Raw genomic sequence first — 19,226 nt, 5'->3', positions numbered from 1 at the left:
GCCAAAGGCAACTTTCACGGGCCTGTTAAGTTATCAATATTATTCTTTAGTGTGTCTGTCCTTCGGCAGTCTGGATATCGTTTTCGTACTTTCCGATGGCGGAAATAGCTGCCTCGATGCCGCGGGCAATATCCTGCAGGTTCATGGACGGAGCCGGTGCTGGTCTGCCAACGACCTGCTCCGGGATAAACGGAACATGCATGAAGCCGCCGCGTACGCCCGGATATTCCTTTGCCAGGGTGTAGAGAACACCGTACATTAAGTGGTTGCAGACAAAGGTGCCGGCAGTGTTGGAAACGCTGGCAGGAAGTCCTGCCTCGCGGATGTTCTGTACCATAGCCTTGATCGGCAGATCAGAGAAGTATGCCGGGGCACCGTCCTCGTAAATCGGCAGATCGATCGGCTGGTTGCCTTCGTTATCTTTAATGCGTGCGTCATCTAAATTGATGGCAACGCGCTCCGGGGTGATGTCGTAGCGGCCGCCTGCCTGGCCGATGCAGAGTACGGCATCTGGCTTTTCTTTTGCGATGGCAGCAGCAACGGTTGCGATGGATTTGCGGAATACAGTCGGAACCTCTGCTTTTACGACCTCTACGTTATTAACGTGGGAGGATACAAGCTTTACGGCTTCCAGGGCCGGGTTTACCTTGTCTCCGCCGAAGGGATCAAATGCGGTTAAAAGAAGTTTCATAAGAAAACCCTCACTTTCTTTCTATTGTGTTTCTGTTCTGCATTTTGTGAATCTATCTTGGATCATGATTCCAAAGCGGCAGGGCAGTCAGAATGCCAGGAAATACATCAGCAGGATATGGAGCACCAGCATGGTGAGTGCCACCGGAAGCTGGGATTTGATGACCGCATATTTGCTTTTTGTTTCCAGCAGAGCTACCGGGACAATGTTAAAGTTTGCAGCCATCGGTGTCATAAGGGTTCCGCAGTAGCCTGCAGTCAGTCCCAGTGCACCAACTACCACCGGGTTTGCGCCCTGGGCGATCAGAAACGGGATACCGATACCAACGGTGATCACGGAGAAGGCTGCAAAGCCGTTGCCCATGATCATGGTGAAGAGGGCCATGGCGATACAGTAAACGGCGGTTGCTGCGAACAGGTTGCCGGCCGGGATGACTGCGCTGACACCGTGTGCGATGACATCGCCGACGCCTGCTGCGGTGAACAGGGAACCAAGTGCAGCCAGAACCTGCGGCAGGATGCCGGTGACACCGACATTGTCCACCAGGCGGGTTCCGTCGGTAACTGCGTAGGATGGCTTGGTCTTAAAGAGCAGGAGTGCTACGACCAGGGCGATCGCACCGGAAATGCCGATGGCGTTGTTTGCACCGAGAACCTTTAAGAAGGTTGCAACCAGAACTGCACTGACAGCCAGGGTAAGCGGCGGGATAAATACAGAGTAACCGATCTTGTCAGCTGCCTTGCGGGTTTCCCCGGCACTTGGAACATCGCTTTTGGAAGGAGCTACCAGCCGGAAGGCGGTGAGTGCTGCCATCAGCACCACACAGGCACCGGTGATCCAGCGCGGAAGATATGCTCCGACGATGAAGGTGAATGCCAGGATGAACCAGAACAGCGCAGTGGTATGACGCTTAGCGCAGTCCGGATCCTTTAATGCCTTAACGCCGTTGGAAACGAAGAAAAGGCCGATGATGCAGTAAAAGATTTCTGCAACGATAGTGCTTACGGTCCAGGTCATATTACTTTCCCTCCTGTTTCTTCCGGTCTGCGAACCGGCGTTTTAAGATCTGGTCAAAGATCAGGGCGTAGATCACACCTACCACCACAGAAAGTACTGCGACCGGAACAGACTGTCCGGCAATCTGAAGGGCATCGACCGGGTAGCCCTGCTCCGATAAGGTAGAGACAATGAGAAGCGTTCCAGATGAACCCATGAAGCAGTTCTGTGCGAAGAAGTTGCCGTAGTTTTCACTGCCGGCACACATGCCCTTGATCGCATCCTCGGTTTTCTCATCTAATTTGCCATATTGCACCACAGCAGCGGCCTGCGCCATTGGGTTGATGAGTGGGCGGATGAACTGCGGATGTCCGCCGATACGAAGGGAAAATGCAGAGGCGATGGTACGGATGATCTGCCAGATGGCGATCAGGCGGCCGGTTGTTGCATTCTTTAAGGATGTGATAAAGTCCACAGCCTTGTCTTTTAAGCCGTTTCGCTCACAAAGACCGATAACCGGCAGTGTGAGAATGAACAGGGTGGCAGTGCGGTTCGTGATGAATGCAGTGCCGAGTGTGTCAAGAATCTGCATCGGACTCATACCGGCTACGAGTCCAGTCGCAAGTCCGGCAACGACAACAACGGCAAGAGTATCAAGCTTTAAGATAAAGCCGACGATGACGATCAGGACACCGATCAGTTTGATAACTTCCATGAAAAAATCCTCCTTATGTTATAAGTGCTATGTGACTGTGTGGGAAGCAGGGTGCATAGCAATATTAAAATTTTAACATAAGGAAGGAAAAGTCACAATGATATTTTTCGGATGTCTGGTCTTGCTTGCATTATCAGTAAACTATGCTATAATAAGTAGTAATAAAAACCATGTAAGATAGAGTATACGCTGCTGACTGTAAATGATACGGACGGCAGCCGGGATTCGGAGGAAGAATATGAGCTATAAGATTTTTGGTGACAGCTGCCTGGATCTGACAGAGGAATTAAAAAAAGATCCGCGGTTTGAAATGATTCCCCTGACACTTCAGGTAGATGATCATATGGTGATCGACGATGAAACATTTGACCAGAAGGCATTTATTGCTATGGTGAAGGCAAGTCCAAACTGCCCGAAGACAGCCTGTCCTTCTCCGGAGGCATTCAAGAAAGCCTGTGAGTGCGATGCAGATGATGTTTATATCATTACCCTGTCCAGCCATTTGAGCGGTACTTATAACAGTGCAGTGCTTGGAAAGCAGCTTTATGAGGAAGAGCATGGAGTGGGAAGCAAGAACATTCTTGTCATCGATTCGGAATCGGCTTCAGCCGGGGAACTCAACGAGGCACTTGCAATCTGCGATATGTATGAGGAGGGTCTTGGCTTTGAGGAAATCTCAAAGCGGATCCTGGCCATGCGCGATGAGCAGCAGACGTATTTTGTCATCGATACATTAGAGCCGCTGCGCAAGAATGGGCGTCTCACCGGTCTGCAGGCATTTTTCGCGACAGCATTAAATATCAAACCGGTCATGGGGGCAGACCATGGCGTTATTATTAAACTGGATCAGGCGCGTGGCATTGCAAAAGGCCTTGCCCGTATGTGTGAGCTTGCTACAAAACGTGCCGGAAAGCCGGAAGAAAAGCGTGCGGTGATCGCCCACGTGAACTGTCCGGAGCGTGCGCTGCAGGTGAAGGCAGAGCTGGAAAAACGCGGCAATTACCGGGACATCGTGATCACAGATACAGCCGGAGTTGCAACCGTGTATGCCGGTGACGGCGGAATTGTCCTTGCAGTTGGTTAAATTCATAACAAAATAATACAATTTTTGTCTGTTATTAAAAAAATAAGAAAACAGGTCGAAGAAGCCACTGGTCTGCCGGAGCTTTTTCCCCTGTTTTTTTTCTTTTATCTCCCCCATTAAAAAAGCTGATCGTAGAAAAATGTACAAAAAGTAAGGTTATGTCTCGAAAAAAAACAATCCGGGCTGTTGCTGGTATACAATGAGCACAAAAAAACAGACGAATTTGAGAAAAAATTATATAAAACACTTGCATTTCCCTAATAATATGTTATGATGAAGTTAGCAAAAATATATTTAGCAAAAATAAAAAAAAGTAAGGAGGGGAGGCGCAGACGGACTGAAGTCTGGTTGGGGGCCGGACTCGTTGCTCAAGCTGAATATCTGTTTCTTTTGTTGCTACGGACAGAATGAACAGTCCCGTTCGTTTGTACCTCAAAAAAAGCATGAAGGAGAAAACAAAAGAAACCGGAAACGGGAACGTATTGTTTGACTTTTATGGAAAAGCACCGGAAACATCCAAGCTGATTCCGTTAAGTTTACAACACGTTCTGGCAGCAATCGTCGGTGTTATCACACCGTCCATGATCATCGCAGGGGTATGCGGTCTGACCGATGAGGAGAAGACCATGATGATCCAGGCAGCGCTTATTTTCACCGCGCTGGCGACATTTTTGCAGCTGTTTCCGCTGTTCCATAAAATTGGTGCGGCACTTCCGGTTATCATGGGTACCAGTTTTGCTTACGTACCGACTCTGACTGCCATCGGCGGTGAGTTTGGCATTGGCGCGATTATGGGCGCGCAGATTGTTGGCGGTGTTGTCGCAATCGTTTTCGCGGTCTTTGTAAAGCAGATCCGGAAACTGTTCCCGGACATCGTTACCGGTACGGTTATCTTTACCATCGGTCTTTCCCTGTATCCGACGGCAATCCGTTATATGGCAGGCGGTTCCGGACATCCGGAATTCGGTGGTTTAAAGAACTGGTTCATTGCGCTTTTAACATTTGCAGTTGTTTTATTCCTGAACAACTTTACAAAGGGCGTTTTGAAGCTGGGTTCCCTTTTCTTCGGTATCATCGTTGGTTATGTAGTATCTTTGTTTCTGGGCATGGTGGATTTCACCAATGTGCTGAATACCACCTCTGTTGTGGCATTCCCACAGCTGATGCACTTCAAAATTGAATTTGCTCCGGCAGCCTGTGCTTCCCTGGCTATCGTGTACGCAGTCAATGCAGTGCAGACGATCGGTGATCTTACCTCTACGACCGTAGGCGGTATGGATCGTGTCCCGACAGACAATGAGCTTCAGGGCGGTATCCTGGTTCAGGGTGTTGCAAGTATCGTAGGCGCGTTCTTCGGAGCACTGCCGACAGCTTCCTACAGCCAGAACGTGGGCATCGTAACCATGAACAAAGTAGTAAACCGCGTGATCTTCGCGGTATCTGCAGCAGTGCTTCTGGTAGCAGGCCTGATTCCTGGCCTCTCTGCAGCACTGACCACCATTCCGCAGTGTGTAATCGGCGGCGCTACGCTTTCCGTATTTGCGCAGATCGCAATGACCGGTGTGCGTCTGTTCACCAAAGATGGCATGACTGCAAGAAAGACTACCGTAGTTGGTATGTCAGTAGCACTTGGCGTTGGTATTACCCAGGTATCCGGATGCCTGCAGGGCCCTGGAATCCCGGCGTGGATCAACACCGTATTTGGAAGTTCGTCCGTGGTAGTGGCAACGATCATGGCGATCATCTTAAATCTGACGCTTCCGCCGGAAGAATAAGATCTGGGATGATAAGAGACACAAAGAAAGCCGAACAGTTAAGAATCCTGTTCGGCTTTTGTTTTAGAGGAATCAGAAGCTTCTTCTTCGGCTTTGATCTCGTTTAAGTAACTATAGAGTGTGAACTTGGAGATGCATAAGATCTGGCACACACGCTGGCCGGATTTTGTGATGAGGAATGCACCGGCGTCGTTCAAAAGACGGATAAACTGAACTTTATCGTCCTTGGTCATAACAGCGGCAGGTTTGCCGATGCGTTTAAATGCCTGGTCGATCAGTTCGTCCAGAAGGTCAGTAACATTCATGGAAACGGTCTCCGGACCGGAGTCTTCCGAATCATTGGAAGCGGTAGCAGTCAGGCTCTGGATATGGGTCTGTGCTGCCAGCAGAATGGTGATATCGTAGTTGATGCTCAGAATCCCGGTGATCTTTCCTTTGGGATTGCGAATGTAAATGGTACTGGATTTTAAAATTTTTCCATCCTTGGTCTTGGTTAAGTAGGCAAGTTTGTCTTCGGTGTGTTTTTCTCCGTTCTGCAAGGATTCCAGAACAATGTGAGAAGGACCATCGCCGAGTTGCCGGCCGCTGATGTAGCCGTTTTCAATGGCAACAATGGAGTGCTCCACATCATTGCTTTCCAGATCGTGTACGACGATCTCGCAGTTGGAACCGAACTGGGCAGCGAGGCCGTGGGCCAGGCGGGTGTAAAAATCAATGGTGTTTTTATCCATGGTTCGCTCCTTTCTGATAGTGAATGACAGGAAATAAGTCAATCATACAATTTGTTTGGCGTTAATTATTATAACAAGCCAAAAAACAGAATGCAAGAAGAAATGATTAAATTAACTAATTTATAGCAGGAGGTATATTAATGTTACTTATAGGAAACGGAAGAGTTATCACAAGAAACCATGCAAATCCGTACCTGGAGAATGGTGCGGTCGTAACCGATGGGGAGAATATCAAAGAGGTAGGAAGCTTTGAGGATATGAAACAGAAGTATCCGGAAGCAGAGTTTGTGGATGCCCACGGCGGTGTGATCATGCCTGGTCTGATCAATGCGCACACCCACATTTATTCTGGTCTGGCACGCGGCCTTTCCATCGTTGGAAACAACCCGACCAACTTCCTGGAAGTGCTGGAAGGCACCTGGTGGGCAATTGACCGCCAGCTCGACTTAGACGGAACCAGAGCCTGTGCATGGGCAACTGTGTTAGACAGTATCCGCGATGGCGTGACCACGATCTTCGACCACCATGCAAGCTTTGGAGAGATCCCGGGTTCCCTGTTCGCGATCCGCGATGTCGTAAAAGAAGCAGGCATCCGTTCCTGCCTCTGCTACGAGGTTTCCGAGCGTGACGGCGAGGAGAAGACCACACAGAGCATCAAAGAAAATGCGGATTTTGCGAAGTGGGCGAAAGATGCTGACGACAGCATGATCAAGGCGATGTTCGGCGGACACGCCCTGTTTACCATTTCGGATAAGACCTTCGAGAAGATGGTAGAAGCCAATAACGGCATGACCGGCTTCCATATCCATGTAGCCGAGGGCATGAACGATGTTTATGACAGCTTGAGAAATTACGGCTGCCGTCCGGTAAACCGTCTTTTGTACAACGGCATTCTGGGCGAAAAGACCATGCTTGGCCACTGCATCCACATCAGCCCGGCTGAGATGGATATCATCAAGGAGACCGGTACCATGGTAGTCAACAACCCGCAGTCCAACCAGGGCAACGCCGTAGGCTGCTCCCCGGTTCTGCAGATGATGGCTAAGGGAATCACGGTTGGTATGGGTACCGATGCTTACACCCACGACATGTTAGAGAGCATGAAGGCATTCTTAACCATCCAGCGTCATAACGCAATGCTGCCGAACGTAGCATGGTGTGAGGATGTGAAGATGCAGTTTGAGAATAACCGCATTATCGCTGAGAAATATTTCGGCAAGACGCTTGGCATCTTAAAAGAGGGTGCAGCAGCCGATGTCATCATTATGGACTACAAGCCATTCACCCCGTTCTCTGATGAGAATATCGACGGCCACATGATCTTTGGCATGGAAGGCAAGAACTGCCGTACCACCATCATCAACGGTAAGGTTCTCTATAAAGACAGAGAGTTTGTAAACCTGGATGAGGACAAGATCAACGCATGGACCATGGAGCAGAGTAAAAAGCTCTGGGGCAAATTAAACCACAGAGTATATTAATCTGGAAACAGAAACAACGTTTGATCCGGTCAGCACAGATGACTGTGTTGGCCATACAAAATAAATCATGCAAAAACATATATAAGGAAGCAAGGGTTAAACAAATGGCTTCCGGCAGGAGGATAACATGAGCGAAATTATGAGACCAATGACGATCGATCACCTGATGCACTGGATCATGTCCGAGTATGAGCAGAAAAAGAGCATCTTCGGCATCGAGAAACTTGTAAAACATGAGAACGGACAGGCACTGCCGATCTTTGAAGAGAAGATCGAATCTCCGTTTGGTCCGGCAGCAGGCCCGAACAGCCAGCTGGCACAGAACATTGTAGCAGCTTATGCGGCTGGCTCCCGTTTCTTCGAGTTAAAGACCGTTCAGGTCATGGATGGCGCAGAACTGGCAGCATGCATCAACCGCCCGTGTATCATTGCAGGGGATGAGTGCTACAACTGTGAGTGGTCTACCGAGCTGTACGTTCCGCAGGCATACGCGGAGTACGTAAAAGCATGGGTTGCATGTAAGCTGATCGCAAAAGAGTATGGACTTGGCGATCCGGATGGCTTCGTATTCAACATGTCCGTTGGTTATGACCTGGAGGGCATCAAGTCCCCGAAGGTTGACAAGTACATCAACGATATGATTGAGGCAAAGGATACCGAAGTCTTCAAAGAGTGCATCAATTGGGCATTAGAGCACGTGAACGAGTTCAAGAACGTAGATGAGGAGTACATCAGAAACATCAGCTCCAACGTTTCCAACTCCATCACCGAGTCCACCCTGCACGGCTGCCCGCCAGCAGAGATTGAGCGTATCGCAACCTACCTGATCACAGAGAAGCACTTAAACACCTTCATCAAGTGCAACCCGACTCTTCTTGGTTATGAGTACGCAAGAAAACGTCTGGATGGTCTTGGATTCGATTACATCGCTTTCGACGATCATCACTTCTTAGAGGATCTGCAGTGGGCTGACGCAGTTCCGATGCTGCACAGACTGTATGACCTCTGCCAGGAGAAGGGGCTGGAGTTCGGCGTGAAGATCACAAACACCTTCCCGGTAGACGTAACCAGAAACGAGCTTCCGAGCAACGAGATGTACATGGCTGGACGCGCATTGTTCCCGTTAAGTATCCATGTAGCACGCCTTCTGACCGATGAGTTCCAGGGCAAGCTGCGTATCTCCTACTCCGGCGGCGCAACCATCGAGAACATCAAAGAGCTGTTTGAGGCAGGTATCTGGCCGATCACCATGGCTACCAACATCTTAAAGCCGGGTGGATACCAGAGAATGAGCCAGATCGCAGACGAGCTTATGGAATGCGGCAGCGAGCGCTTCTCCGGTGTAAACGTAGCAGCACTGGCAGCCATCGATGACGGCGTAGAAGCAAAGGCAATGTACAAAAAACCGGTGAAACCGCTTCCAGAGCGTCATGTAGATAAGAAGCTTCCGCTGTTTGACTGCTTCAACGCACCGTGCCGCAATGGCTGCCCGATCGAGCAGGATATCCCGGCTTACTTACAGGCTATGGTAGATGGCGATGCAAAGAAAGCTCTTGAGATCATCTTAGAGCGCAACCCGCTTCCGTTCATCACCGGTACGATCTGCCCGCATCACTGCGGCGACAAGTGCATGCGCAACTACTATGAGGAGACCTTACATATCCGTGAGACCAAGCTGGCAGCAGCAAGCCAGGCATATAACGAGATCCTTCCGGCTCTGAAGGCTGAGGGTTCCGTAGCTGGCAAGAAGGTTGCCATCATCGGCGGCGGCCCGGCAGGTCTGGCAGCAGCTACCTTCCTGTCCCGTGCAGGTGTAGCTGTAACCGTATTTGAGCGCAAAGAGCAGCTGGGCGGCGTGGTACGCAACGTGATTCCGGAGTTCCGTATCTCCGCAGATTCCATCGACAAAGACGTAGAACTGTGCAAGGCTTACGGTGCAGAGTTTAAGCTTGGCGCAGAGGTTACCTCTGTAAAGGCATTAAAGGCAGAGGGCTACACCGATGTCATCGTTTCCATCGGCGCATGGAAGCCGGGCAGATCCCCGCTTGCATACGGCGAAGTAACCGATGCCCTGGAGTTCTTAATGGAGGCGAAGAAGAACGGCGCATCCATGAATATCGGCAAGGATGTAGTGGTTCTTGGCGGCGGCAACACCGCGATGGACGTTGCAAGAGCAGCAAAACGCATTCCGGGTGTAGAACATGTCCGCCTGATCTACCGCAGAACCAAACGTTACATGCCGGCAGATGAGGAAGAGTTACAGTTAGCGATCGAGGATGGCGTAGAGTTCTTAGAGCTTCTTGCTCCGGTTGGCGCAGAGAACGGCAAACTGAAATGTTCCGTTATGGAGCTTGGCGCTCCGGACGCTTCCGGCAGAAGATCTCCGGTCGACACCGGCAGAACCGAAGAGTATCCGGCAGACACCATCATCGCAGCAATCGGTGAGACCATCGACACCACCCTGTACGCAGAGCTTGGCGTAGAGATGGACGCAAAGGGCCGTCCGGTTGTAGACGCAAACATGATGACTACCGAGGCTGGCGTATACGCAGTCGGCGATTCCAGAAGAGGACCGGCTACCGTTGTTGAGGCCATCGCAGATTCCGCTAAGGCTGCAGCAGCCATCGCAGGCATCAGCTATGACAAGTATGCAGAAGAGAACGTTGCAGCAGACGAGAAACTCTACACCGCAAAGAAGGGTGTTCAGAGCAGAGATACCGGGAAGACTCCGGATGACCGCTGCTTAGGCTGTCCGACGGTATGTGAGGTATGTACCGATGTCTGCCCGAACCGTGCAAACGTGGCGATCCATGTACCTGGCAAGTGCAAAGCACAGATCATCCATGTGGATGGCATGTGTAATGAGTGCGGCAACTGCGAAGTATTCTGCCCGTACAAGGGAGGAAGACCTTACAAAGATAAATTCACTTTATACTGGACGGAAGAGGACTTCCTTGACAGCACCAACGAGGGCTTTTTGGTGCTTGATGGAACTCAGGTGAAGGTTCGTCTGGATGGCAAGGTTGAGACCGTTGATGTTGCACAGGAGACAGATCTGCCTGCAGATGCAGTGGCAGTGATCCGTACCGTATTAAAGGATTACGCATACCTGATCCGCTAATTTGAAATCACATAGGACCTGGAAGCTGTTTTTCGGGAATTTATCCGCTGCCGTGCACCCCTTACGTGCATGGCAGCGCAAGAAGGAGTTAGGGGTTTACATGAAAAGAAAGAAACATATTGCAGTGGTTCACTGTGCAGGCGGGGCAAGACTGAACGAAGGCATTGACCGTGCATCGCTGCCGAAGGACTGCAGCCAGATCATGGAACAGTATCCCGATGGGATCCTAAGCTGCAGCTATGGATGCTTAGGAGGAGGAAGCTGTGTGGCAGCCTGCAGGCTGCATGCACTTTCCATCAATGAAAAAGGAGTTGCCGAGGTTGATCGGGAAATTTGTGTCGGATGTGGACTTTGCGTCAAGGCCTGTCCGAAGCATTTGATCCGTCTGGAGGCACCGGAGGGAACCATTCAGCCGAAATGTTCCAATGAACAGAAAGCGGCAGAAGCCGGAAAGGCATGTACGTCCAGCTGTATCGGCTGTAAGATCTGTGAAAAATACTGTCCGTCCGATGCAATCCATGTGATCGGTTTCCATGCAGTGATCGACCGGGAAAAATGCATTGCATGCGGCATGTGCGCGACGAAATGTCCGCGCGGAGTGATCCATGATGCAGACGGTATCTTTGCGGCAAAGTAATGAGAGCTGCTGTTTGCGCAACGCCTAAGCAGCAACGAATTAGAACAGGAGAAGGAAAATCAATGGGAGAAGTATTTGAGTTTACAGTAAACGGCAGCGTGCAGCGCACGGAGGAAGATAAACCGCTGCTTCGGTTTCTGCGGGACGATCTGCATCTGTTTTCTGTAAAGGACGGCTGCAGTGAGGGTGCCTGCGGTACCTGCACCATCGTCATTGACGGAAAAGCAGTCAAGTCCTGCGTACTGACTACCCGGAAAGCAGTTGGGAAAAACATTCTGACCGTAGAAGGCTTGAGCGAGGAATGGCAGGATGCATTTGTATACGCATTTGGCTCGGTGGGAGCCGTGCAGTGCGGATTCTGTATTCCGGGAATGGTCATGGCAGGTACGGCGCTGCTGCAGAAAAATTTAAATCCGACGGAAGAGGATATTAAATATGCCCTGCGGGGAAATATCTGCCGTTGTACCGGCTACAAAAAGATCATCGAAGGAATCCAGCTGGTTGCAGCCATTCTCCGGGGAGATGCCGCTATCGATGAAGATCTGGAAAAGGGCGATGTTTACGGTGTCGGCCAGCGCGCATTCCGTGTGGATGTCCGGAAGAAGGTTTTAGGCTACGGCAAATATCCGGATGATATCGTCATGGACAATATGGCGTATGTCTCTGCAGTCCGCAGCAAATATCCGCGGGCCCGCGTCTTAAAGATCGACGCATCCAAAGCAGAAGCGCTTCCGGGTGTACTTGGTGTGCTGACTGCTGCCGATGTTCCGAACAATAAGGTCGGACACATTCAGCAGGACTGGGATGTCATGATCGCAGAGGGAGATATTACCCGCTGCGTGGGCGATGCGATCTGCCTTGTAGTAGCTGAGAATGAAGACATTTTAAATAAGGCCAAGAAGCTGGTTAAGATCGATTATGAAGAACTGGAGCCGGTAAGAGGCATTGCAGATGCAAAGCGGGAAGACGCACCGAAGGTGCATTCGAAGGGAAACCTCTGCCAGACCCGCCACGTGGTGCGCGGAGATGCGGCAAAAGCACTTGCCGAGTCCAAATACACGGTAACCGATTCCTTCCGTACTCCGTTTACGGAGCATGCATTTCTGGAGCCGGAATGCGCGATCGCATTCCCTTATAAGGACGGCATCAAGATCTTAAGCACCGATCAGGGTGCGTTTGATACGAGAAAAGAGACTGCCATTATGTTTGGCTGGGAGCCGGAGCGTATTGTGGTGGAAAACCAGCTGATCGGCGGCGGTTTTGGTGGAAAAGAAGATGTTTCCGTCCAGCATATCGCAGCACTGGCTGCCTGGAAATACCAGATTCCGGTAAAGGCAAAGTTCAGCCGCCAGGAATCTTTGTTCTTCCATCCGAAGCGTCATGCCATGGAAGGAACCTTTACGCTGGGTTGTGACGAAAACGGTATTTTCACCGGACTGGACTGTGAGATCAACTTCGATACCGGAGCTTATGCATCTCTTTGCGGACCGGTTCTGGAGCGTGCCTGCACCCATTCCGTGGGTCCATACTGTTACCAGAACACAGACATCCGCGGCTATGGTTACTATACCAATAACCCGCCGGCCGGTGCGTTCCGCGGCTTTGGCGTATGCCAGAGTGAGTTTGCACTGGAATCCCTGATCAATGTGCTGGCAGAGAAGGTCGGCATTACCCCGTGGGAGATCCGTTACCGCAATGCCATCGAACCTGGAAAGGTTCTTCCGAACGGACAGATTGCAGACTGTTCCACCGCATTGAAAGAGACTCTGGAGGCGGTGAAGGATGTCTACGAGAAGAATATGGATCATGCCGGAATCGCCTGTGCCATGAAGAATGCAGGCGTTGGTGTCGGACTTCCGGATAAGGGCCGTGCGAGACTGGTGATCGAGGATGGAGTCTGCGTGATCTACTGCGCGGCTTCGGATATCGGCCAGGGATGTCTGACGGTATTCTGCCAGGCTGTAGCACAGACAACCGGGCTTCCGCTTTCTAAGATCCGCAATGCGGTAGCGAACACGGAGAATGCGCCGGATTCCGGAACGACATCTGGTTCCCGCCAGACGCTGCTTTCCGGTGAGGCAGTCCGCGGTGCCTCTGCCCTGTTAAAAGAGGCAATGGATGAGGTTGGCGGAGACTTAAGCAAGCTGGAAGGCCGCGATTTCTTCTATGAATACTTTGAGCCGACCGATAAGCTGGGCGCAGATGTTCCGTTCCCGAAGAGCCACATCGCATATGGCTACGCAACCCATGTCGTGATCCTGGATGACGAAGGAAAAGTCAAAGAGGTTTATGCCGCACACGATTCCGGAAAGGTCGTAAACCCGATCTCCATTCAGGGCCAGATCGAGGGCGGTGTGCTCATGGGTATGGGTTACGCACTTACGGAGGACTGGCCGTTAAAGGACTGCGTTCCGCAGGTGAAGTATGGCACGCTGGGACTTCTGCGTTCCACCCAGATCCCGGATATCCATGCCATTTACGTGGAGAAGGATGAACTCCTTGGTGTGGCATACGGAGCAAAGGGAATCGGCGAGATCGCAACCATCCCGACGGCACCGGCGATCCAGGGCGCATATTATGCACTGGACCATAAGTTCCGCAAGTCCCTTCCGTTAGAAGATACATATTATAGGAAGAAATAGGTTTTCACGCATTCTGGTTTTATGATAGATGAACAAAATGAGAAAAAAATGAAAAAAAGTTTTGTACATACTTGACATAGAGCCAGAATGTGTTATGATAGCTATAGAAACAAACAAAAAGTTTGAACAAATACAAAAAGTTTGTCAGGAGAGTAAACATGGAGAAAATTCTTTGGGCATTGAACAAGATGCCGAAAAGCGAAGACAAGTGCCTGCCTGTTATGAGCATTGAGAATATCAAACAGGCGCGTGAGTTCCACAAGAGCTTCCCACAGTATTCCATCACCCCGCTCGCAAAGCTGGACGGTATGGCTGAGGGTCTTGGCCTTGGCGGTCTGTTTGTAAAGGACGAGAGCTATCGCTTTGGCTTAAACGCATTTAAGGTGCTGGGCGGTTCTTTCGCAATGGCACGCTACATCGCAAGTGAGATGGGACGTGATGTGTCCGAGATGACATACGATTATCTGACCAGCGAGAAATTCCGTGAGGAGTTTGGCCAGGCTACCTTCTTTACCGCTACTGACGGAAACCACGGCAGAGGCGTTGCATGGGCAGCAAACAAGCTGGGCCAGAAGGCAGTTGTACATATGCCGAAGGGCAGCACCAAGACCCGCTTCGACAACATCGCAAAAGAGGGCGCTAAGGTAACCATCGAGGAAGTCAACTATGACGACTGTGTACGTATGGCAGCAGCTGAGGCAGAAGCAACCCCGCACGGTGTAGTCGTTCAGGATACCGCATGGGAAGGCTATGAGGAGATCCCGGCATGGATCATGCAGGGTTACGGAAGCATGGCAGGCGAGGCTGCAGAGCAGCTGCGTGAGGTTTCTGTAAACCGTCCGACCCACGTATTCGTTCAGGCAGGTGTCGGAAGCCTTGCAGGTGCAGTGGTTGGTTACTTCACCAACCTGTATCCGGAGAATCCGCCGAAATTCGTTGTTATGGAAGCTGGCGCTGCAGCATGCCTGTATAAGGGTGCAGTTGCAGGAGACGGCGAGCCGCGCATCGTTGGCGGTGACCTTCAGACGATCATGGCCGGTCTTGCATGCGGTGAGCCGAACATCATCGGCTGGGATATCTTAAGAAACCATGTATCCGCATTCGTTTCCTGCCCGGACTGGGTAGCAGCAAAGGGTATGAGAATGCTGGCTGCTCCGGTTAAGGGAGATCCGAAGGTTGTATCCGGTGAGTCCGGAGCTGTTGGTATGGGTGTGATCTCTACCATCATGCAGGACGACGAATACAAAGAGCTGCGCGATGCATTAGAGCTGAACCGCGACAGTAAGGTACTGATGTTCTCTACCGAGGGAGACACCGATCCGGACAAGTACAAAAAGATCGTATGGGGCGGCGAGTATCCGACTGCTGAGTAATCAGGAACGGGATACAGACAGTTAAGAACCTAATAACAAGAACATATATAATCCAGGAGGGTAAAACAATGGGACTTGATTTTGAAAAGATCAAATCAGCAGCAGAAGGATACCGTGCAGATATGACTGCATTTTTGAGAGCCATGATCTCTCATCCGAGCGAGAGCTGCGAGGAGAAGGAAGTTGTAGCATGCATCAAGGCTGAGATGGAGAAATTAAACTTCGATAAAGTAGAAGTAGACGGTCTTGGCAACGTAATCGGCTGGATGGGCGAAGGCGATAAGATCATCGCAATCGATTCCCACATTGATACCGTAGGTATCGGCAACATCAACAACTGGGAAGCAGATCCGTACGAGGGCTACGAGACTGACGAGATCATCTACGGCCGCGGCGGTTCCGACCAGGAAGGCGGTATGGCAAGTGCTGTTTACGGCGCAAAGATCATGAAGGATTTAAACCTCATTCCGGAGGGCTACAAGATCATGATCGTTGGTTCCGTACAGGAAGAGGACTGCGACGGTATGTGCTGGCAGTACATCTACAACAAGGACAAGATCGTTCCGGAGTTCGTAATCTCTACTGAGCCGACCGATGGCGGTATCTACCGTGGACATCGCGGACGTATGGAGATCCGTGTAGACGTAAAGGGCGTTTCCTGCCATGGTTCCGCACCGGAGCGTGGTTCTAACGCAATCTACAAGATGGCTGACATCATTTCCGATATCCGCGCACTGAATAACAACGGCTGCGACGAAGATACCGACATCAAGGGTCTGGTAAAGATGCTGAGCCCGAAATACAATCCGGAGCACTACGAGGACGCTCAGTTCCTTGGAAGAGGAACCTGCACCGTTTCCCAGATTTTCTATACCTCTCCGAGCCGCTGTGCAGTAGCAGACAGCTGTGCAATCTCTGTTGACCGCCGTATGACTGCAGGCGAGACCTGGGATTCCTGTCTGGAAGAGATCCGTCAGCTGCCGAGCGTAAAGAAATATGGCGATGACGTAGAGGTTTCCATGTACATGTACGACCGTCCGTCATGGACCGGCGAAGTATATGAGACCGAGTGCTACTTCCCGACCTGGATCAACAAAGAGAACGCAGCACATGTACAGGCTCTGTACGATGCTCATGTTGCACTGTTCGGCGACAAGCGTATGGGACCGGATTCCACCAAGGAGCTCCGCAACCGTCCGCTGATCGATAAGTGGACCTTCTCCACCAACGGTGTTGCAATCCAGGGACGTTACGGCATTCCGTGCGTAGGCTTTGGCCCGGGCGCTGAGAGCCAGGCTCATGCTCCGAACGAGATCACCTACAAAGATGACCTTGTAAGATGCGCAGCTATGTATGTAGCAGCAGCAAACCTGTACGATGCTTCCAAGAAAACGGATGACATTTCCCAGTTCCGTGCAGGCAAGACCAACAACGATATCAAATAATCTGATATTATTTCAGTAACCGGCAGGTCAGCGCCATGCTGCGCTGACCGCATCAAAATAATAATTTCACATGTGAAAAGAAGGAGATCAAAATGGACAAAGTATTACAGGGTTACATTGACAAATTGAACAAACTGAACTTTAAAGATATGTACGAGGGCGATTTCTTCCTGACCTGGGAGAAGACCGACGACGAGATCGAGGCTGTTTTCACCGTTGCTGACGCTCTGCGCTACATGAGAGAGCACAACATCTCTACCAAAGTATTTGAGTCCGGTCTGGGCATTTCCCTGTTCCGTGATAACTCCACCCGTACCCGTTTCTCATTCGCATCTGCCTGCAACCTGCTGGGTCTTGAAGTTCAGGATCTGGACGAGGGCAAGAGCCAGATCGCTCATGGTGAGACCGTTCGTGAGACCGCTAACATGATCTCCTTCATGGCAGACGTTATCGGTATCCGTGATGATATGTACATCGGCAAGGGCAACAAGTACATGCATGATGTAGTAGATGCAGTAACCGAGGGTCACAAAGACGGCGTTCTGGAGCAGAAACCTACCCTGGTTAACTTACAGTGCGATATCGACCATCCGACCCAGTGTATGGCTGATATGCTTCACATCATCAACACCTTCGGCGGCGTTGAGAACTTAAAGGGTAAGAAGGTAGCTATGACCTGGGCTTACTCCCCAAGCTATGGCAAACCGCTTTCCGTACCGCAGGGTGTTATCGGCCTGATGACCAGATTCGGTATGGATGTTGTTCTGGCTCATCCGGAAGGATATGAGGTAATGCCGGAGGTTGAGGAAGTTGCACGTAAGAACGCTGAGAAGACCGGCGGCAGCTTCACCAAGACTAATTCCATGGCAGAGGCATTCAAGGATGCTGATATCGTATATCCGAAGAGCTGGGCTCCGTTCGCAGCTATGGAGAAGAGAACCAACCTCTACGCTGAGGGCGACACCGACGGCATCAAGGCTCTGGAGAAAGAGCTGCTGGCTCAGAACGCAGAGCACAAAGACTGGTGCTGCACCGAAGAGTTAATGGCTACCACCAAGGATGGCAAGGCTCTGTACCTGCACTGCTTACCGGCTGATATCAACGACGTATCCTGCAAGGACGGCGAGGTAGAGGCATCTGTATTCGACCGCTATCGTACTCCTCTGTACAAAGAGGCAAGCTACAAGCCATACATCATCGCAGCTATGATCCTGCTTGCAAAACAGCAGTGCCCGCAGGAGACTCTTGCAAAGCTGGCTGAGAAAGCAACCGAGAGACATATGGCTTAATCTGCCAACACGGCAGTACTGTAACCGGTAAGGTGACGGGTTATGTTACATCAGTAAATTGGGTACACCCCCTTTTTATACAACAACTTGCTCTGTCAGCGGATGCGCCACTGGCGTCTCCCTGACATGCGATGCAGCAAAAGCGGTGGCAGTCCTTAAACGGGCTGCCATCACTGCTTTGAAAATGAACAATAAGAAATATAGTCCGTAGGAGAAGGCGGACTTCAGGAGATTATATTATGGGAAAAAGAATTGTAATCGCTCTTGGCGGCAATGCATTGGGGAATAACCTGCCGGAGCAGATGATCGCAGTAAAGAAAACGGCTTCCGCGATCGTAGATCTGATCGAGGCTGGAAATGAAGTGGTAATCGCACATGGAAACGGACCGCAGGTTGGCATGATCCAGAATGCCATGTCTGAGCTGACCCGTTCCAATCCGGAAAAATATATTCCGTGCCCGCTGTCTGTATGTGTGGCTATGAGCCAGGGCTACATCGGTTATGACCTTCAGAATGCGCTGCGCGAGGAAATGTTAGACCGCGGTATCACCACGGGCTGCACCACCATCCTGACCCAGGTAGAGGTCGATGCAAAGGATCCGGCATTCGAGAACCCGACCAAGCCGATCGGTGCATTTATGACCAAGGAAGAGGCTGACAAGATGGTTGCAGAGCAGGGCTACAAGGTTGTAGAGGATGCAGGACGCGGCTACCGCCGTGTGGTTGCTTCCCCGAAGCCACAGTCTATCATCGAAATTGACACCATCCGCAATCTGGTAGAAAATGATTATGTAGTTGTTGCCTGCGGCGGCGGCGGTATCCCGGTATTCGTAACCGAGGGTCATCACTTAAAGGGTGCTGCAGCAGTCATCGATAAAGACTTTGCAGCAGAGAAGCTGGCAGAGCAGTTAAATGCAGACTGCCTGATCATCTTAACCGCAGTGGAGAAGGTTGCCGTTCATTTCGGCAAGCCGGATCAGGAGTGGCTGTCTGAGCTGACTCCGGAGACTGCACAGAAGTATATCGAGGCTGGTGAGTTTGCACCGGGCTCCATGCTTCCGAAGGTACAGGCTGCTGTCGCATTTGCAGAGTCTGCACCGGGACGCGAGTCTCTTATCACCCTGCTTGAAAAAGCAAAAGATGGTATCAACGGTCTGACCGGTACCAGAATTCACCAGTAAATAACACAGATACAATATGCAAAGCAATCAGCGGACGCGCCACTGGCGCCTCCTCGATATGCAAA

At 50.9% G+C, this 19,226-nt stretch carries 14 protein-coding genes; 10 read left to right on the top strand and 4 right to left on the bottom strand.

Features of this window, described 5'->3' with window-relative positions; translation table 11 throughout:
* Nucleotides 1-46: 46 nt before the first annotated feature.
* The 3 genes from pcp to DW922_RS04820 form a co-directional block, all read right to left on the bottom strand.
* Nucleotides 47-691: a pyroglutamyl-peptidase I gene (pcp, locus tag DW922_RS04830; protein ID WP_118718913.1), complete on the bottom strand. Its 645-nt coding sequence runs from the start codon at nucleotides 689-691 to the stop codon at nucleotides 47-49.
* Nucleotides 692-778: 87 nt separating this feature from the next.
* Entirely contained in the window at nucleotides 779-1,708 is a 930-nt protein-coding gene (locus tag DW922_RS04825) for a DUF979 domain-containing protein (RefSeq protein WP_118725986.1), read from the bottom strand.
* A gap of 1 nt (nucleotide 1,709) precedes the next feature.
* Complete coding sequence (locus DW922_RS04820) at nucleotides 1,710-2,393, bottom strand: DUF969 domain-containing protein (protein ID WP_347560268.1); 684 nt, start codon at nucleotides 2,391-2,393, stop codon at nucleotides 1,710-1,712.
* A 247-nt stretch (nucleotides 2,394-2,640) separates the two neighbouring features.
* Between DW922_RS04820 and DW922_RS04815 the strand changes: the two genes are divergently transcribed.
* A complete protein-coding gene (locus DW922_RS04815) occupies nucleotides 2,641-3,486 on the top strand; it encodes a DegV family protein (RefSeq protein WP_118718915.1) in 846 nt (281 codons plus the stop codon).
* Between the two features lie 443 nt (nucleotides 3,487-3,929).
* Nucleotides 3,930-5,261, top strand: coding sequence for a solute carrier family 23 protein (locus DW922_RS04810; RefSeq protein ID WP_118542124.1), 1,332 nt, complete (start codon nucleotides 3,930-3,932; stop codon nucleotides 5,259-5,261).
* Nucleotides 5,262-5,299: 38 nt separating this feature from the next.
* On the opposite strand, the gene DW922_RS04805 is transcribed toward DW922_RS04810, so the two are convergent.
* Complete coding sequence (locus DW922_RS04805) at nucleotides 5,300-5,992, bottom strand: helix-turn-helix transcriptional regulator (protein WP_118725984.1); 693 nt, start codon at nucleotides 5,990-5,992, stop codon at nucleotides 5,300-5,302.
* Between the two features lie 140 nt (nucleotides 5,993-6,132).
* On the opposite strand from DW922_RS04805, the gene ssnA reads away from it, so the two are divergent.
* The 8 genes from ssnA (at nucleotide 6,133) to arcC (ending at nucleotide 19,161) form a co-directional block, all read left to right on the top strand.
* The gene (ssnA, locus tag DW922_RS04800) at nucleotides 6,133-7,473 is read left to right on the top strand and encodes a putative aminohydrolase SsnA (RefSeq protein WP_118725983.1); all 1,341 of its coding nucleotides are present in this window, start codon (nucleotides 6,133-6,135) and stop codon (nucleotides 7,471-7,473) included.
* A gap of 127 nt (nucleotides 7,474-7,600) precedes the next feature.
* Nucleotides 7,601-10,594, top strand: coding sequence for a putative selenate reductase subunit YgfK (ygfK, locus tag DW922_RS04795; RefSeq protein ID WP_118725982.1), 2,994 nt, complete (start codon nucleotides 7,601-7,603; stop codon nucleotides 10,592-10,594).
* A gap of 100 nt (nucleotides 10,595-10,694) precedes the next feature.
* Nucleotides 10,695-11,231, top strand: a complete 537-nt coding sequence (locus DW922_RS04790) for a 4Fe-4S binding protein (protein ID WP_118725981.1) — start codon at nucleotides 10,695-10,697, stop codon at nucleotides 11,229-11,231.
* 62 nt (nucleotides 11,232-11,293) lie between these two features.
* Entirely contained in the window at nucleotides 11,294-13,873 is a 2,580-nt protein-coding gene (xdh, locus tag DW922_RS04785; RefSeq protein WP_118725980.1) for a selenium-dependent xanthine dehydrogenase, read from the top strand.
* Between the two features lie 158 nt (nucleotides 13,874-14,031).
* A complete protein-coding gene (gene dpaL, locus DW922_RS04780) occupies nucleotides 14,032-15,246 on the top strand; it encodes a diaminopropionate ammonia-lyase (protein ID WP_118725979.1) in 1,215 nt (404 codons plus the stop codon).
* 68 nt (nucleotides 15,247-15,314) lie between these two features.
* Entirely contained in the window at nucleotides 15,315-16,691 is a 1,377-nt protein-coding gene (locus DW922_RS04775) for a YgeY family selenium metabolism-linked hydrolase (RefSeq protein ID WP_118708894.1), read from the top strand.
* A 92-nt stretch (nucleotides 16,692-16,783) separates the two neighbouring features.
* Nucleotides 16,784-17,980, top strand: a complete 1,197-nt coding sequence (gene ygeW / locus DW922_RS04770) for a knotted carbamoyltransferase YgeW (RefSeq protein WP_118718919.1) — start codon at nucleotides 16,784-16,786, stop codon at nucleotides 17,978-17,980.
* 239 nt (nucleotides 17,981-18,219) lie between these two features.
* Nucleotides 18,220-19,161, top strand: a complete 942-nt coding sequence (gene arcC / locus DW922_RS04765; protein ID WP_118708838.1) for a carbamate kinase — start codon at nucleotides 18,220-18,222, stop codon at nucleotides 19,159-19,161.
* Nucleotides 19,162-19,226: the final 65 nt, after the last annotated feature.

It is taken from the genome of Clostridium sp. AM42-4, from assembly GCF_003480105.1.
Classification (GTDB): Bacteria; Bacillota; Clostridia; order Lachnospirales; family Lachnospiraceae; genus Brotaphodocola.
Note: the sequence above shows the minus strand (reverse complement) of the source record. Positions and strands in the feature narration are given on the sequence as shown.

Bases quoted from the DNA above. Each gene is read 5' to 3' on its own strand.
- pcp (WP_118718913.1), bottom strand. From the start codon at position 691: ATGAAACTTCTTTTAACCGCATTTGATCCCTTCGGCGGAGACAAGGTA.
- DW922_RS04825 (WP_118725986.1), bottom strand. From the start codon at position 1,708: ATGACCTGGACCGTAAGCACTATCGTTGCAGAAATCTTTTACTGCATC.
- DW922_RS04815 (WP_118718915.1), top strand. From the start codon at position 2,641: ATGAGCTATAAGATTTTTGGTGACAGCTGCCTGGATCTGACAGAGGAA.
- DW922_RS04810 (WP_118542124.1), top strand. From the start codon at position 3,930: ATGAAGGAGAAAACAAAAGAAACCGGAAACGGGAACGTATTGTTTGAC.
- DW922_RS04805 (WP_118725984.1), bottom strand. From the start codon at position 5,992: ATGGATAAAAACACCATTGATTTTTACACCCGCCTGGCCCACGGCCTC.
- ssnA (WP_118725983.1), top strand. From the start codon at position 6,133: ATGTTACTTATAGGAAACGGAAGAGTTATCACAAGAAACCATGCAAAT.
- ygfK (WP_118725982.1), top strand. From the start codon at position 7,601: ATGAGCGAAATTATGAGACCAATGACGATCGATCACCTGATGCACTGG.
- DW922_RS04790 (WP_118725981.1), top strand. From the start codon at position 10,695: ATGAAAAGAAAGAAACATATTGCAGTGGTTCACTGTGCAGGCGGGGCA.
- xdh (WP_118725980.1), top strand. From the start codon at position 11,294: ATGGGAGAAGTATTTGAGTTTACAGTAAACGGCAGCGTGCAGCGCACG.
- dpaL (WP_118725979.1), top strand. From the start codon at position 14,032: ATGGAGAAAATTCTTTGGGCATTGAACAAGATGCCGAAAAGCGAAGAC.
- DW922_RS04775 (WP_118708894.1), top strand. From the start codon at position 15,315: ATGGGACTTGATTTTGAAAAGATCAAATCAGCAGCAGAAGGATACCGT.
- ygeW (WP_118718919.1), top strand. From the start codon at position 16,784: ATGGACAAAGTATTACAGGGTTACATTGACAAATTGAACAAACTGAAC.
- arcC (WP_118708838.1), top strand. From the start codon at position 18,220: ATGGGAAAAAGAATTGTAATCGCTCTTGGCGGCAATGCATTGGGGAAT.